Raw genomic sequence first — 16910 nt, forward strand, 5'->3', positions numbered from 1 at the left:
TCCCAGAGCATCTGCCGCACAAATACGCACATCAAAGTGGTCATCATCCAGCAATTTACTTAAGGGGTGGATGGTGGCTTCTGTCCCGATTTCTCCCAGAGCATCTGCCGCACAAATACGCACATCAAAGTGGTCATCATCCAGCAATTTACTTAAGGGGTGGATGGTGGCTTCTGTCCCGATTTCTCCCAGAGCATCTGCCGCACAAATACGCACATCAAAGTGGTCATCATCCAGCAATTTAATTAAGGGCTCGATGGTAGCTTCTGTCCCGATTTTTCCCAGAGATTTTGCAGCACTACTACGCACAAAATAGTAGTCATCATCCAGCAATTTAATTAACGGTTCAATCGTGGCTTTTGTGCCAATTTTTCCCAGAGCTTCTGCCGCAATTTTACGCACATATGAGTGGGGATCATCCAGGCATTTAATTAAGGGGTCAATCGTGACTTCTGTGACAATTTTTTCCAGAGCTTCTGCCGCACTTTTACGCACCCAATAGTCAGGATCATCCAGGCATTTAATTAAGGGGTTAATCGCCGCTTCTGTGCCAATTTTTCCCAGAGCTTCTGCCGCCATGATTCGCACATATGAGTGGGGATGATCCAGGTATTTAATTAACGGGTTAATCGCCGTTTCTGTGCCAATTTTAGCCAGAGCTTCTGCCGCACTTTTACGCACCCAATAGTCAGGATCATCCAGCAATTTAATTAAGGGTTCGATGGTGGCTTCTCTCCCGATTTTTTCCAGAGCATCTGCCGCCATAATTCGCACATATGAGTGGTCATTGTCCAGCAATTTAATTGACCGATCTATCGTGGCTTGTCTCACGATTTTTTCCAGAGCATCTGCTGCACTCCTACGCACATCAAAGTGGTCATCATCGAGCAATTTAATTAAGGGGTCTATGGTGGCTTCTGTCCCGATTTTTCCCAGAGCATATGCTGCACTCCTACGCACAGAAAACTTGTCATCATCGAGCAATTTAATTAAGGGGTCTATGGTGGCTTCTGTCCCGATTTCTCCCAGAGCTTCTGCCGCACAAATACGCACATCATAGTCGTGATCATCCAGCAATTTAATTAAGGGGTCGATGGTGGCTTCTGTCCCAATTTTTACCAGAGCTTCTGCCGCACAAATACGCACATCAGAGTCGTCATCATCGAGGAATTTAATTAAGGGGTCGATGGTGGCTTCTGTCCCGATTTTTTCCAGAGCTTTTGCCGCACTACTACGCACATCAGAGTCGTGATCATCCAGCAATTTAATTAAGGGGTCGATGGTGGCTTCTGTCCCGATTTCTCCCAGAGCATCTGCCGCACAAATACGCACATCAGAGTCGGGAGCATCCAGCCATTTAATTAACCGGTCGATGGTGGCTTCTGTCCCGATTTTTCCCAGAGCTTCTGCCGCACTACTACGCACATCAAAGTGGTCATCATCCAGCAATTTAATTAACGGTTCAATCGTGGCTTCTGTCCCGATTTTAACCAGAGAATAAGCCGCACTACTACGCACAAAATAGTAGTCATCATCCAGCAATTTAATTAACGGTTCAATCGTGGCTTCTGTGCCGATTTTTTCCAAAATTTTTGCCGCACTACTACGCACATCAAAGTGGTCATCATCCAGGCATTTACTTAGCTCAGGTATCGCTTTGTCTGATCCAGTTATTTCCAACAGCTCAACCTTAAAAAATTTCGGAACCTTTAACCCAGCCACCAACTCAACAGTCTGCTCTTGAAACTCCGGTTTTACTGCTCCTGCTAACCTCGCTCCCAGTTGCCAATCCACTGCTAACCCTAACCTTACCACTCGCTGGGCTTGGGCTTGATCATCTACCAATTGCAGCATCAATACCAGAGTTTCTGTCCATGTCAAATAATTGAGATAGTTCTGTTGTAACTCCTGATCCCTAAGACGTGGTAATTGCTTCAATAAATATTCCGCTGTATAGTATTCTTGGATTAGTTGGTGTCGAAACTCAATCAACTCTCCTGATTGTTGAATCAAGTGATGGTTGAGTAAGTCCTTTAGCCAAGCTCTAGCGCGAACTTTAGGATCGATACAACCATTCTGACCTAGATAGTTAGTTAAAATTTCCTCGGCTTTTGTCTTAGGAATAGCAACAGTAATCTCTTTGGGCTTATCCCCTGTTGTCATCACAAAAGCTAACTGTTGCAGCAGGTCTGGCCAAAATCCTCTTGATTCCTCGGAAACCTTAACATCTTGCTTGATGTTATCAGAATAGAACTGGGTAAATGAGCGAAACACTAACCCCAGATTCGATGGTATCTCTCCCTTATCCTGAAACAGGGCACACAGCATCATCAATAGTAGGGGGGTTTGCCCAAATTCCCGTAAGCGATCGCCCAACTGCTCAAGCATCTGCTCTCCCTGTTGTGGCAAATACTTTCGGACAAACTCCGACATTTGCTCTACACTCAAGGGTTGCATTTCCAACTTCTTTTGAATCCCCAAGTCACCACCTACTCCTAAATCCCTAGTGGTGAAAATCATGGGAGTACGCTTCTGGTAATCCCTCCGAAACTGAGTCAAATCCACACGTGCTGCTTCTGACGGTAGCTCGTTCACCCCATCGATCAGTAACCAGAATTGTCCATCAAACAATAATCTTTCGATTTCGGTGGAGTTGAGGAGTACACCATGACGTTTCAGAAAATTCCGCACTAACTCCAGCACCGATTTCTGGTAATATCGCAGTTCCACCAGCACCGGAATTTTCCCTTGTATTCCCTCATCCCCCAACAATCGCACTAACGCAGTGGATTTTCCTGAACCCGGACGTCCCATCAGTAAAACATGGTCAACAGCATACTTGCGCAATCCTTCTAGGACAGGCAAGCGCTCAGTTTCTTCCGGATTTTCGTATTCTTCCCGATTTTCGTCTCGTTGTGGCTGCTCCGACTTGATGGTTTGCACCATTAGGCCATTAAACAGCATAGGGGTTCGTTGCTGCTGCTTGGGCTTGCGGCCTTCGACATCAGTGAGGGTATAAACTTGCCACCATTGGGCGTAGCTGTTACGGATTGATGCTAGATAGGGATCCCAATTGACCATCTTAAGGATGAATTATGAAGGTTGAATTATATTGCACCCTTGTGATTTATTCTAGCTGGGCAGCTGAGTTGGTGGGCAGTGCTTTGCTATGGGATCGGGAGCTGAGCTGATTGGTCTGCTGCACTGCCCACCCTACATCGGCTGAGTTGGTGGAACTGGCATCTTGCCAGTTTCAATATATGTTGGGGCGGGCAGTTGGTGGGCAGTGCTTTGCTATGGGATCGGGAGCTGTACTGATTGCTCTGCTGCACTGCCCACCCTACATCGGCTGGTGTGATTGTGATTGTAGTTGCAATTATAGTTGACAAAATTATCTATAAGTGCTTATACCCCTTGCCCTAGATATTTCCATCTCCTGATCACCCCATTTCCCGGTCTTCCAGTGCTATTCTCCGACTGGCAACTGTTAGGATAATATTTTTTTTGTAAATTAGTTGAGAAAGCTTTGCATTTGACCCCTAGATAGACTAAACTAGTCTAGGAGTATTAGCAATAACTAATCCCTGGCTGCTCAAATCTTCCCTTAACCGAGGCAGCTTGGTTCCAGCTTTTAACAAAAAACTATAGCATTATTGATTATGGATCCATCTATATCTGAATCAGAGGCCAGTCAAGTGATTGAGATCAAGTGGGGAGAGCGATGGCAAGTCTATCGGCGCTTGCAAGAGCTAGAGATTCCCTGTCACTGTAAGACTGACCAGCCCTTGAGAGCTGAAATCGATAATGTCACGGCTTTGATTCAAATTTGGAGTATCCTCAGACAGCTAACCCTTCCGCGCCAGGAGTTAATATCCTGGCTCGATGATTGCTGGCGGCTTCCTAGCAAAAGGCGCAAGGAGAAACTTTAAGTAGTAGGTAAGCATTCAGCCCTCAGCGGTCAGCCGTCAGCTTTCCATAACTCAGATTAAACTACTGATCCTGCAGGTCTACTCAACCTTCAACCTTCAACCTTCAACCAACAAACCTTCAACCTCCCAACCTTCAACCTCCCAACCTTCAACCTCCCAACCTGCCAACCTGCCAACCTTAAAAGAATACCTTTAAGATCCATTCATGACAAAACCAGCAATTCTACATTTAGAAGGGATTACTAAACACTTTGAGCAAACCACTGAGCCAGCAGTGGGGAATGTGTCGTTTACCCTCCATGAAGGGGATTTACTGGGATTAGTGGGGCCATCTGGCTGTGGCAAAACGACTTTACTGCGGATTGTAGCTGGATTTGAGCGACCCCAAGCCGGACTAGTGGTATTGGCAGGACGGAAAGTGAGTGGGCCAGGGTATTGGTTACCACCAGAACAGCGCAATACTGGTATGGTCTTTCAAGACTATGCTCTATTTCCTCATCTGACCGTAGCAGAGAATGTGGCGTTTGGGCTTAAGCAGAATCGGAAACAGAAGAGTGGTGTCTCGGTCAAGAATAATACGGAAGATGCGATCGCATTAGTCGGATTAGCTGGCATGGGCAAACGTTATCCCCACGAACTCTCTGGTGGTCAGCAGCAGCGAGTTGCCCTAGCCCGTGCCTTAGCCCCCAGACCTAAATTAATTCTATTGGATGAACCCCTCAGCAATCTGGATGTCCAAGTGCGTCTGCGGTTGCGTCAGGAAGTGCGAGCTATTCTCAAAGAAACCGGAACCTCTGCTATTTTTGTCACCCATGACCAAGAAGAAGCCTTGTCGATATCCGACCAAGTGGGAGTCATGCGTTCTGGTCGATTAGAGCAATTGGGGACACCAGAAGAAATCTATACCAATCCCAGCTCTCGCTTTGTAGCAGAATTCGTCACCCAAGCCAACTTTTTACCAGCCCAACGCAGAGGAGACCTATGGGAAACAGAAGTAGGCTCCTTTGCCATCAGAGTCAATGATGCCATACTTAATACTAAACTCGATCAGCTCGAGGAAGGGGAGCTCATGCTTCGGGAAGAAAATGTTCTTCTCAACCCTGATGATAACTCCACCGTAGTGATTCAAGACCGACACTTCCTAGGTCGTGAATACCGCTACTGTTTACAAACCGCTTCCGGCAAAAAACTCCACGCTCGCACCAACCTAAGCACTCAGTTACCGGTAGGAAAGCGGGTGCGAGTGTCTGTAGCTGACCCATCAGTAGCGATTTTTGCCTGAGGGAACAGGGAAAAGGGAATAGGGAATAGGGAGTAGGGAGTAGGGAGTAGGGAGTAGGGAGCAGGGAGTGTGGGGAGCAAGGCTTGCGGTTTCCATGGGGCTGACATTGAATGTACCTCATAAGTAGGGAAAACGCTATAACAAACTGAAAGCATCAAATCTTATCACTGTTGCCTGTTCTCCGTTCCCTGTTCCCTTACAGAAGTAATAACAATCAATTTTAGTACTGAAATAATCGAATCTTATCACTGTTCCGCGTTCCCGATTCCCGATTCCCGATTCCCGATTCCCGATTCCCGATTCCCTACCTTGACAGGTCAAGATCTCAATTAAACAGATGGAGTTAATCCTGTTTATTCTCTCCTGACTGATTGCCATTAGACCCTGAGTCATTGCCATTAGAGGATTGGACTTGCTTGAGATGAATCTTATTCACCTGAACAATATAATGTTCTATGGCCTTTTGTGATTGTTGTTGACGTCGCGGGCCATCGGATGAATCAGAAAAGCGATAAGCTGGAGTAACTCCCAAGACAAATTTTTCCTGTTCCGCCTCTAACAATTCTACAGTAGTGTTGGCAGCAATCCAATTTTCTTGAAACGGAAAGGAAGTAGAGACACTAGCAACAATAGAAGCAACAGCTGGAAAGATTACCGGGAGCCACTTTAGTAATGCAGAACCAGTTTCTAATTTGTCTAGCAAGACTAAAATTGGTGTTATTCCCGATAAAATAATGGTTAACATTTGGGCAACATAGTAAGCATTTCGGGAGGTCCTGCGGGTCTTTTTATAATCGTCAATTAACTCCTGGCTATAGTTTAATGCTTTTTCTATCGCTAGAGTTATGGGGTTATTCTCTGTGGAATTATTACCGCACCAGAGCCCACTACACAGTTTAGATTTTTTGAGCAGTTGAAACTCATGATTAGCTTCTTTATAGTCTTGCCACAATTGTTTATTAATTAGAAACAGAAATATAAAAACGGCAAAACAAGCAGCGCTAACGATTAGCAATATTTGACGGTGTGAGATAAAAAGAGAGGCAATTCCGACCCCAACCCCAGCAGCCAGGAATAAATAAGAACCTAGGCTTATTAAAACTGAAGGTTTTGAAATTGATGAAGAAGAGATTTGCTCTATTGTCTTAGGAATTTTAGTCTCTGGAATTCCGTCAACTTGCGTTGCTTCCAAATTCGTCATTTTTATCTAATTGTTAATAAAGTTAATGGACAGAATTGTCTCCAGTCAATTCTAGCAAGTGGGCATTGCTGATTGGTAGAGTACTCAGAAATCCCACTGTTCACCCTCCGTTATGATTTTTTTTTGAAATTTTGCTGTTTGACCCAGTGGTGCGTTACGGGGCGGGCTTTACCAACCCTGGCTACGAGGTTGAAAATGACGGCGAGACCCCCTAACGCATCCTATGCAACTCCCTATATTTTATCGAAAATAGGAGAGTTTGAGAGGGGAAAGAATACCCAGTCCTCTTAGGTCGGGGATGAATTTCCCCTCTCAAGTGGCGTAAGCCACAATCTGTTAACTAGGCAATACACCGGCTTTTCCCAACGCTTCCAAATATTCGGACAGACTTACACCGGCAACGGAAGCTAATCGCTTCAGTCCGTTCCATGCTGTATCCGTCACTCTAATGGTATGTGCTCCTTTGGGTTCCCCGTGAATACAGGGTCTTCCCATTTTTTTTGTTTCTGTTTTAGCCATTTCCTGATCACTTTACGATTCTATAATCTATAATTAAGATAGCACGGATAAAGAGGTCGATACCATGCAATACGGATACGTCTACAAGCTCATTCCAAGTTCTCAGCAGATGACTGTCATGAATCGGTGGCTGGATATGCTCAAAGCGCAGTACAACTATCTGTTAAGGGATAGGAATGATTCCTATGAGCAGGTTAAGTCACCTAAAATGGGGAATTACTGCGACTTGAGGACTCGTGGAGAGGCGTGTCCGTTGACTTGCTCGGTCAATAAGTCAACCTCTGTTGGTTATCCTTGGAAGAAAAGCCAGAAAAATCCTAGACGTAGTGTTTATGAGGTTCAAAGTTCTACTCTTCCGAGTTTAAAAAAAGAACGCCCTTGGTACAAAAAAATACACTCAACTGTCCTGCAACAAATGCTCAGACAGTTGGATACCGCCTTCTCAAAATTCTTTAAAGGTGAAGCAGGGTATCCCAAACCGAAAAGACCTTCTCGTTACCGGAGCTTCAAGTACTCACCAGGTCAAGTAAAACTTGACGGCAATCGAATTTACTTGCCCGGAATAGGATGGATGAGATTTTATAATTCTCGTCCTATCCCAACAGGTTTCACGATGAAATCTGTGACCGTGCGTCGAAAGTCACGGGGTTGGTTTGTCAGTATTCAGATCGAGGACAAATCAGTTCCGTTACCTCCGGTGAAAACTACTGATGAAATCAACCCAAATTGTGTCAAAGGATGCGATTTAGGTATCAATAAACTTGTCAGTACTTCTGATGGCGAAACTATTGCAAACCCATCTAACACTAAAAAGTTCAAGCGTAAAAAAAGGCGCTTGAAACTAAGACAAAGAGTTGCGAGTCGGAAGCAGAAAGGCTCAAATAACCGCAAAGAATCTTTTAGTAAGGTTGCGTCGTTACACGAACGATTAGCCAACAAGCGTTCTGCGTACCATTGGGAAGTGGCTAAAAAATTGACCGATGGTACAGATGCCCTGGTTTTTGAAGATCTCAACATTAAGGGTATGAAGTCTCGTTGCAAACCCAAGCCCAATCAGGATGGTGGATATGATGGCAACGGACAATCTGCCAAAAGAGCACTCAATCGTGTAATATCTGAAGCCGCCTGGGGAGAACTAGTAAAGAAGGTAGAAGTCGTGGCTGGGAAGTCAGGCATAGCGATCATCAAAGTCAACCCTAAGCATACATCTGTTGAATGCCCGAAATGCCATCACATCAGTGCAGACAATAGACATGGGGAAAAGTTCCTCTGTACTGAATGCGGATATCACGATGATGCTGATGTGAACGGTGGTGTAAACATTAGGAACAGGGGTTTAAAACAACTGGGTATTGACCCCATCCAGCTACCCTCGGTGCGAGGGAAAGTTACGCCCATGGAAATAACAGCCACTTAGGTTGTGCCTGGGAATCCCCATCCCTCGTGATTAGTGGGGAGGTTCAACTGCCCCCAATCTCCCCATTTCCCCATTTCCCCATCTCCCCACACTTCCCACTCTCCCCATTAACTAAGCAATTGACTCAATTGCGGTGATTGTTACTGTAGGTGACTCTCGTACCAGCCCACTGAAGCTTATTCCTTAAGGTCTGGTAATAGGAATACTGTTCCCGTAGGATAATGAACTTGGCCTGACAATCTGCTCTACGCACGTCCACCCGTTGTCCAGGCCAAATAGAGGTTGCGAGCACACCATCCATCCAGAGTTTAGTGTTTAGCTCATAATCCCCCAAGGGCCAGATACTGACAACAGAGCCAGAGGGGAGCACGAAAGGACGACTGGAAAGGCTCATCGGACAAATCGGTGCCACTGCGATCGCTTCGAGGGAGTCGTGCAAAATTGGACCATTCGCAGAAACAGTATAGCCAGTGGAACCAGTGGGAGTGCCAACAATTAGTCCATCCCCTTGGTATTGATCGACTATTTCTCCATCAATTTCCATTTCCAAAATTGAGGTAATCATCCGATCGGCAGAGGCAGGTTTGACACACATTTCATTTAGTGCGAAAAAGCGATCGCTAACTGGTGTAATGTCAGTGCGGTTTCCCCCAAACACAGCCCCCTCTAACATCATCCGCCGCTGAACTGCATAGCGGTCTTCTAATAGTCGGTCCCAAACTTGCTCAGTGTCTTTAAATTCTTCGATGGGTTCGGTCAGAAATCCCAGATGACCTCCAACATTTACTGCCAAAATTGGTATTCCTTCCGGAGCCAGATGTCTTGCGGCTGCCAATACTGTTCCATCCCCCCCCAGAACCACTGCCAAATCAATGGCTTCGGTGGCAGAAGCTAAAAAAACTGGGTAGGGATTATCTTTCGCGCCACTTGGTCCGATCAGAACCTTGCACTGGCGTCTTTCCAACTCCCGAGCGCATTTTTCTGCGCAACGTTTTCCTTGGGAGTCTCCAGCTTTGTGAATAATAATGACTTGCTTTAGCTGCACGTTACTGTTGTGGCTTACCCCTAGTGTTCACTGTTATTCTAGAGCGTTGGATTAAGCATTACCTGATCGGGAAATAATTAAATTGTTAAATAAATTTAATTGTCAAAAAGGCCTTTTCTTGATCAAGAAGACTACCAACTTGGGCTAACTATAACTAGAGACTGGGTCAAACAGGCTTAGTCAATAGGAGATTAACCCATGACAAACGAAGAATTTGATACCTTAGTCAAGAAACTCGAAGATTATGCCCAACGATATCCCGATAATTATAAGCTGCGTGTAGGACTTCTAGCTGCACTGGGTTATGCCTACATTTTTCTGGTCTTGGCAGGATTGTTAGGAGTCCTCGGACTAGTAGTACTGTTGATTTACTACAGTGGTCGGATCAATCGTGGCATGGTTCAACTGATCATTGTTTTGCTGGTGCCAGCCTGGATGATTATGCGATCGCTATGGGTGAGTTTTCCACCACCCCAAGGATTAAAACTACAGCGCCAGCAAGTGCCAAAGCTGTTTGCCTTGATTGATGAGTTGACCAAAGCTCTAAAAGCTCCTTCCTTTCACCATGTTCTCCTGACCAGCGAATTTAATGCAGCAGTAGTCCAGATTCCTCGTCTGGGCTTACTGGGATGGCAAGAAAACTACTTAATTTTAGGACTACCTTTACTCCAAGCCCTTTCTCCTAGACAATTTCGAGCGGTCCTTGCCCATGAATTGGGACATTTATCCGGCAAGCACAGTTCCTTTGCAGCCTGGATTTATCGACTGCGTCAAACTTGGGAGCAGATTTGGCAACAATTGGAAAAAAGTCAACATGCTGGAGCAACAGTACTGTTTCATGGCTTTTTTAATTGGTATTCCCCCTTTTTCAATGCCTATTCTTTCGTACTTGCCCGTGCTAATGAATACGAAGCTGACCGCTGTGCTGCCGAGTTAGCAGGTAGTCAACACGTTGCGGAAGCGCTGCTGAGTGTTCAGGTCAAAGCTCAGTACTTGGAACAATCTTTCTGGAATGACATTTATCAGAAAGCCCAGCATCAACCCAATCCTCCACAAACCCCTTTGCAAGATTTAGCTAAGGCATTGTCGAGTCCCATTGAACCCAATCAGCAACAACAGTGGATTAGGTCAGCGTTGATGTCTCAAACCCATCATGCCGATACCCATCCTTGTCTGTTGGAACGGCTAAAAGCCTTGAAATATCCCTTCAACCCACCGCCTAGCTTACCCATACTCGTGAAAGTAACAGCGGCTGAAGAGTTTTTGGGTAAAGCGTTACTACCCCTTACTCAAGAGTTGGAGCGTCAATGGCATATTATTATCAATTACCAATGGCGACAAAACTATACCCAGGCTCAGGCGATACGCCAATCCTTGGAAGCTTTAGAGGCAAAAGCTGCCCACTCTCCGCTCACTGTTGAGGAAGCCTGGCATCGGGCTCGTTGGACATTAGATTTAGTTGGCACCCAAGAAGCAATCCCGTTATTAAAATCAGTACTGACCAGGCAAGCTGACCATGTATCCGCCAATTATTTACTAGGGCAAATCTTAATCGCACAAGATAATGAAGCTGGTATCGATTATCTGGAGCAGGCGATGGCACGAGACCCAGATAGTGTTTTGACTGGCACTCAATCAATTTATGGGTTTCTAAGACGCCAAGGACGTGACGCAGAAGCAGACCGATATCGTCAAAGAGCTGCCAAACATCATGAATTAATCACCCTGGCACACGAAGAGCGCTCTGGTTTCAGTCACGGCGATCGCTTTCAACCCCACGGACTATCAGCTGATGTAGAAGCTGCCTTACAACAACAACTTGCTGGTTACCCTGAGATTAAAGAAGCTTATTTAGTGCGCAAAATAGTGCTAATCTTTCCAGACAATCCCTATTACATCCTCGGTGTCAGCCGTCAGCGTCATTTTTTGGAGTCGAATAGCTCTAGTAAAGACCAACAACTGATTGACCGTCTTGCGGATGAATTAGAATGTCCTGGTCAGACCTGGATCACTATTTTGAATAGTACAAATAAATCCTTGAAAAAAGCACTGCGAAAAACGGCAATTTCGCCAATTTATCAGACTCTTGTTAATCAAACGTTAATTACTAATTAATGTTATTATAGCTGTTTTCAATTAGGTGAGGTACAAATTTCTGGGTTTTAGGGAACAGGGAACAGGGAACAGGTAACAGGGAACAGGTAACAGGGAGCAGGGAGTAGGGAGCAGGGAGCAGGAAGCAGGTAAAAAATAATGTGTACCTCATTAGGCTATAAACCGCTAGATGGGAGGCGTGACAGGTGTGGTAAGTGTGGGAAGATGGGGCGATGGAGCGATGGGGCGATGAGTAACTAGCTCCTTTTGACTGCCCTGCATCCCTACTCTCTACTCCCTACTCCCATTAACCCAGCAGGAAAGTACCTCTTTTACAGGGCAGCGTAACCAAAGGTGATGTCAAACCGACGACACCAAATTGCTACAGAGCCAAATTCGTTAAGATTCAAGTCGTCAGGAATAGCATAGCGTTGAGCACCACTGAATTGCTTGATTCGGGCGAGGGTTACATAGTCTTGTCCCCGAATTTTACGAGGTACACTGCTGTTCGGATACAGGAGTACATTCACATCGGGTCCACTACCCGTTTTAAAGGATTGATCGAATTCTAGATAGCGTTTACCATTTTCATTGACAATCTTTACATTTCCTTGAGTGCGATGCCCTCGATCAACGGTGATAAAGCTTCCTGTGGCGATAGTAGAGGCTATTCGTTGACTGACCAGAGCATTGTTTAAAGAGTTGTGTTTAACAACAGTTCTTTCTGCTTGCACAGCCGGAGTTGCTGCTGCCATTAACAATACGGATAAACCACCAACAATTAGACGTTTCATAACACTTCCTCCTAGTAATCAAAAATGAATTGAATCATTGCTTTAGTTGCTTAATTATTAGAATGAACTACCATTCTGAAATCACCCTAACGAATAAATGAAAGTTAGATGAGATTTAGAAAAGAAAACTGAAGCACTCAAAACTGACCAACTCAGCCTTAAGCTACTGTAGGGTGGATGAAGGGAAAGAAATGGCGTTGCTGAATCTTTGAATGAACAGGAGTAGAGCGGGCATCCTGCCCGCGCGAAAAGATCAAGGGACGGGCAAGATGCCCATTCTACCTCACTCTTAAAATTATTCCATGATTAAGGAACGCCAAAGGAATTGCGCCGTAACCCACCACCTGGCAGCACGGATTTGTGACCAACAGGTGCGATCGCATCCTTGATCTCATAACCGATTTTATACTGAACGCCCATGAATCAAAAACGCATCATTGGTCTAACTGGTGGTATAGCCACGGGAAAAACCACCGTATCGAATTACCTAGCTGATACCTACAGGCTACCAATTTTAGATGCGGATATCTATGCCAGAGAAGCAGTACAACCAGATTCACCAATCCTGAAACAGATTTATCAGCGCTACGGTTTACAAGTGCAGCACAGTGACGGTACCCTGAACCGTAAACCCTTGGGAGAGATAATTTTTAGTAACCCAGCTGAGCGACAGTGGTTAGAGCAACAAATCCATCCTTATGTACGCGATCGCTTTCAATCTGAACTCGATACCTTTCTTGATGCAATAGCGAGTGGGGAGGGGCTGTGTGCGGAACCTGCGTCCGCACCTTGTAAGCCCCGTGGAAACCCCCAAGACCGCGCTGCATCGCTAGTTGCTCCTACAGTTATCTTAGTCATCCCGTTACTATTTGAAGCTAAGATGACCGATTTAGTGACAGAAACTTGGGTAGTCAGCTGCTCACCAGAACAACAGCTCAAACGGATCCAGAAACGCGATCGCATCTCTAAAGAACAAGCTCAAGCCCGGATCAACAGCCAACTCCCCCTCCAGCAAAAAATAGCACTTGCTGATCTAGTTTTAGATAACTCCTCTACCAAAGAAGCTCTAATCCAACAAGTATCTACTGCCCTTGCTACCAATGGATATCATCGAGAATTTAGAATTTAGAATTTATTAGAATTAAGAATTAAGAATTAAGAATTAAGAATTAAGAATTCTACATTCTAAATTCTGCATTCTTCATTCGACCTTCTGCATTCTTCATTCTAAATTCTGCATTCTTCATTCGACCTTCTGCAAACCTGCCCGCGCTAGTTATCCCAAATAAGCTTTCAGAGCTTCTGCTGCCAACTCTGTCATACTTTTCCCTTGGTTAGCAGCAGCTTCCTTAAGACGAGCATGGACTTCTTCGGGAATGCTAATTCGACGGCGATTTTTAGCAGTAGAAGATTTCTTAGCTGAGGATTTCTTACTTGCTAGCTTGGCATCTGGATTAACTATACCGCTACCTAGCTCATAGTTAGCGGAAAATTCCCGAAGGGCATCAAAGCCAATGCGATCGCAAAAATCCCCAAAACTCTCTTCTGGTTTGCGCTCTTCCCGAAACTGCACAAAAATTGGTTCAAAGAAAGATTCCAGCTCACTTTCTGGCATTTTCTGCACATAGGCTTGTGATAACCGAGTTTGGTCTGGTGAAGCTCCCAGCCAAACTTGATAAGCTTTTGGTGCACTACCGACAAATCCCAACTCTGCCATATACGGTCTAGCACAGCCATTGGGACAACCGGTCATTCGGATCACAAAATATTCTTTGTCTAACCCCAATTTGTCCAGCAGTAACCGAATCCGCTCAACCATGCCAGGGAGCGCCCGTTCTGATTCGGTAACCGCTAAACCACAAGTAGGTAAAGCTGGACAAGCCATAGAGTAGCGCACTAACGGTTCAATTCCTTCTGGAGTAACTTGAATACCGTGCTGTTCTAGAATCTGATTCAGTGCTTGCTGGTGGGTCGGGTCAATCTCATAGAGAATAATATTGTGGTTAGCAGTAAGCCGCATCGGTAGGGCAAATTTCTCAGTAATTTCCCGCAGAGCTGTTTTGAGTCGGAAATCCCCTTCATCTTTGACCCGACCATTCTCAATCGATATCCCCAGGAATAGTTTTCCGTCTCCTTGTTCGTTCCAACCCAAATAATCTTCGTACTTAAATGGGGGTAAGGGCTTAAACGGTGCCAGGGTTTTACCGAAGTAGCTTTCTACTTTTTCCCGGAACTTATCGACACCCCAATCATTGATTAGGTACTTCATTCTGGCATGACGGCGGTTTACGCGATCGCCATAATCCCGCTGGGTTGCCACAATTGCCTTAACCAAGTCGTAGATATCGTCTTTCTCTACATAGCAGATGTGGTCAGCTAGACGAGCAAAGGTTTCTTCTTTATTGTGAGTGCGACCCATACCCCCACCAGCCAGAACATTAAATCCCTCCAGTTCTCCCTGGTCGTTAGTGATTACCACCAACCCCACATCTTGGGTATAGATATCAATGGAGTTATCCCCGGGAACCGTTACGGAACACTTAAACTTCCGGGGCATATAGTGTTCCCCATAGATTGGTTCCTCTTTGTCTTGGAAAATAGTACCATTACCATTGCGCTGCCGTGCTGCTTTCACCTCCGGAGCTTCCTCAGCACTAATTACCTTTTCCCCATCCAGCCAAATCTCGTAATAGGCACCGGTTTGAGGGGTAAGTAAGTCAGCAATCCGATCAGCATACTCCCAAGCATACTGATACTCTGGTCGATTTTTGTATGGTGCTGGCGCAGCCATAACATTACGGTTGAGGTCTCCACAAGCACCCAACGTTGACCCCATATTGCGGATAATTGCTGCAATTGTGGCTTTCAAATTCTTCTTGAGAATGCCATGAATCTGAAAACCCTGACGGGTAGTTACTCGTAGGGTATGGTTACCATACTCTTCTGACAACTGCTCGAGAGTCAGATAAAGCTCTGGTGGAATAAATCCTCCAGGATTTCGAGTGCGCAGCATCATCTGATAGTCTTTTTCCTGACCCTTGACCCGGTTATCTCGGTTGTCTTGCTGGTAAGACCCGTGAAACTTAAGAATTTGAATAGCGTCTTCTGTAAAATGAGTGGTATCCTGTAGCAATTCAGTTGCCACCGGCTCACGCAAGAAGTTACTGCGTTCTTTAATTCCTTCAATCTTAGAGGGTTTGCGGGCTTTAGGAGTCTGAGATACAACCATGGGTTCAACGGAGCAAAAAAGATGAATAAGTATAATTCCCGATAAATCGGTCGGGATTACGGTTAATGATTAGATCCTAATACTACCGTTACCGTTGCCCATTGGATCCATAACTTTAGAAATCCTAAAATTTCTCCAAATTCATTCATTGTCGTTCAATGAGATACCGGCAAAGAGGAAAGGAAAGAGTTGAAGGAAGGTTGAAGCTAGTAGATTGGCCAAAGCGAGTAGATGCACAAGAGGATTGTTGTCACCTCAGTTGAAGTATTTGACAGTTAATACTTCATCCTTTATACTTCATCCTTCATGCTTCATCCTTCATGCTTCATCCTTCATCCTTTCCCTTTGACAATAGACATACTAAGTTTAGAAACGATAGCCTGCACCCACTTGAACACTGACAGACTCACCTGAACTATTTTCGTAAGCGTTAAGACCTACCTTAGTATTGCCGTAAACCAAAACATCCTTAGCAATTTGGCTTTCAGCACCCACGCCAAGCACCCAAGCATCTTGATTACCGATGGGTGTATTGTCTCCGTCATCTTCCACAAAAGAGTAACCAACACTAGCAAAAACATTAGTATTTTTAGCTACGCCTAGGTCAAAGGAAACACTAGGAATAATCGCCGTATTGTCATCATTGAAAAGAATATCACCTCTTAGAGAAACTGGCAGCTTTGAAGTTGTTACACGAGTGGTAATATTACCACCAATATTTTGGTCATTCCCTTGTCCATCACTCGTTACACCGGCGGCAAGTCCAACGCCAATGTAGCTAGCATCTGTACCTTTAGCGCGGAGATCCTGTGCTCCTGGATTAGCGGAAGCCATACTATTTCCTAGTAAAACTGGAGCAATTGTTGTAGCAGCCAAAGTAGAAATAGTGACAATAGACTTTAGTAAACCTTGCATTGTTTGTTTCCTCAAATTCGTTTTTTGTGTTCCTTTCTCTACAAGTCGTTGGGAATAAACAAAAGGTTCCTGAGGTTCTAAAAAAAATTCTAAATACTTGAAAACATTGAGATGACTTGACTCTAGCTAATCCGGATATCACTAGAAAAAATTTTGCTTACTTTTCCCCTCCCTAATTAGTTGATACTCTTTAAAAGAGAGTCGGTTTTATCAATTAATTTAATGTCTGTGTTTTGGTAGTGGACTGTTTACCAGGTGTCACAGATTGTAAGCATTTAGCTAATGCGCTACGCGCACGCTACGCGAACAGCTATCAGTTATCAGCCATCAGCCATCAGCCATCAGCCATCAGCCATCAGCCATCAGCCATCAGCCATTCCCGTAGCGTGGCCATTCCCGTAGCGTGGCCAACGGCCAAGGCTGACTGCTGAGTGCTGACTGCTGAGTGCTGACTGAAAAGTGCTAACTGCTGAGTGCTGACTGCT

At 45.0% G+C, this 16910-nt stretch carries 14 protein-coding genes; 6 read left to right on the top strand and 8 right to left on the bottom strand.

Annotation, left to right across the window (positions count from 1 at the left end):
• A partial coding sequence (locus BJP37_RS19170; RefSeq protein ID WP_075906262.1) for a HEAT repeat domain-containing protein occupies positions 1 to 3081 on the bottom strand: 3081 nt, incomplete at its 3' end.
• Positions 3082 to 3659: 578 nt separating this feature from the next.
• Between BJP37_RS19170 and BJP37_RS19175 the strand changes: the two genes are divergently transcribed.
• Positions 3660 to 3929: an Asr1405/Asl0597 family protein gene (locus tag BJP37_RS19175; protein ID WP_075901129.1), complete on the top strand. Its 270-nt coding sequence runs from the start codon at positions 3660 to 3662 to the stop codon at positions 3927 to 3929.
• Between the two features lie 205 nt (positions 3930 to 4134).
• Entirely contained in the window at positions 4135 to 5211 is a 1077-nt protein-coding gene (locus tag BJP37_RS19180) for an ABC transporter ATP-binding protein (protein WP_075901131.1), read from the top strand.
• Positions 5212 to 5554: 343 nt separating this feature from the next.
• On the opposite strand, the gene BJP37_RS19185 is transcribed toward BJP37_RS19180, so the two are convergent.
• A complete protein-coding gene (locus tag BJP37_RS19185; protein ID WP_081431252.1) occupies positions 5555 to 6412 on the bottom strand; it encodes a DUF4231 domain-containing protein in 858 nt (285 codons plus the stop codon).
• 336 nt (positions 6413 to 6748) lie between these two features.
• Positions 6749 to 6907 carry a hypothetical protein gene (locus BJP37_RS19190; protein ID WP_229415370.1) on the bottom strand — a complete coding sequence of 53 codons (159 nt, stop codon included), beginning with the start codon at positions 6905 to 6907 and terminating at the stop codon, positions 6749 to 6751.
• 88 nt (positions 6908 to 6995) lie between these two features.
• On the opposite strand from BJP37_RS19190, the gene BJP37_RS19195 reads away from it, so the two are divergent.
• Complete coding sequence (locus BJP37_RS19195; protein ID WP_075901135.1) at positions 6996 to 8348, top strand: RNA-guided endonuclease InsQ/TnpB family protein; 1353 nt, start codon at positions 6996 to 6998, stop codon at positions 8346 to 8348.
• Between the two features lie 124 nt (positions 8349 to 8472).
• Here BJP37_RS19195 and BJP37_RS19200 read toward each other — a convergent pair whose 3' ends face one another.
• Positions 8473 to 9393, bottom strand: coding sequence for an NAD(+) kinase (locus BJP37_RS19200; protein WP_075901137.1), 921 nt, complete (start codon positions 9391 to 9393; stop codon positions 8473 to 8475).
• Positions 9394 to 9591: 198 nt separating this feature from the next.
• On the opposite strand from BJP37_RS19200, the gene BJP37_RS19205 reads away from it, so the two are divergent.
• Positions 9592 to 11508: a M48 family metallopeptidase gene (locus tag BJP37_RS19205; protein ID WP_075901139.1), complete on the top strand. Its 1917-nt coding sequence runs from the start codon at positions 9592 to 9594 to the stop codon at positions 11506 to 11508.
• Here the strand turns inward: BJP37_RS19205 and BJP37_RS41290 are convergent.
• Both BJP37_RS41290 and BJP37_RS19210 read right to left on the bottom strand, forming a co-directional pair.
• Positions 11501 to 11659: a hypothetical protein gene (locus tag BJP37_RS41290; protein WP_198954110.1), complete on the bottom strand. Its 159-nt coding sequence runs from the start codon at positions 11657 to 11659 to the stop codon at positions 11501 to 11503. The genes BJP37_RS19205 and BJP37_RS41290 overlap by 8 nt on opposite strands.
• Before the next feature lie 160 nt (positions 11660 to 11819).
• Positions 11820 to 12281: a DM13 domain-containing protein gene (locus BJP37_RS19210; protein ID WP_075901141.1), complete on the bottom strand. Its 462-nt coding sequence runs from the start codon at positions 12279 to 12281 to the stop codon at positions 11820 to 11822.
• Positions 12282 to 12699: 418 nt separating this feature from the next.
• Here BJP37_RS19210 and coaE point away from each other — a divergent pair, with 418 nt between their 5' ends.
• Positions 12700 to 13410, top strand: coding sequence for a dephospho-CoA kinase (gene coaE, locus BJP37_RS19215; RefSeq protein WP_075901143.1), 711 nt, complete (start codon positions 12700 to 12702; stop codon positions 13408 to 13410).
• 147 nt (positions 13411 to 13557) lie between these two features.
• Here coaE and sir read toward each other — a convergent pair whose 3' ends face one another.
• Positions 13558 to 15510, bottom strand: coding sequence for a sulfite reductase, ferredoxin dependent (gene sir / locus BJP37_RS19220; protein WP_075901145.1), 1953 nt, complete (start codon positions 15508 to 15510; stop codon positions 13558 to 13560).
• Positions 15511 to 15876: 366 nt separating this feature from the next.
• Positions 15877 to 16425 (bottom strand): outer membrane beta-barrel protein, encoded by a 549-nt coding sequence (locus BJP37_RS19225; RefSeq protein ID WP_075901147.1) that lies wholly within the window; start codon positions 16423 to 16425, stop codon positions 15877 to 15879.
• 239 nt (positions 16426 to 16664) lie between these two features.
• Between BJP37_RS19225 and BJP37_RS36870 the strand changes: the two genes are divergently transcribed.
• A complete protein-coding gene (locus tag BJP37_RS36870) occupies positions 16665 to 16856 on the top strand; it encodes a hypothetical protein (RefSeq protein WP_143727685.1) in 192 nt (63 codons plus the stop codon).
• Positions 16857 to 16910 lie beyond the last annotated feature (54 nt).

It is taken from the genome of Moorena bouillonii PNG (assembly GCF_001942495.1).
Lineage (GTDB): Bacteria > Cyanobacteriota > Cyanobacteriia > Cyanobacteriales > Coleofasciculaceae > Moorena > Moorena bouillonii.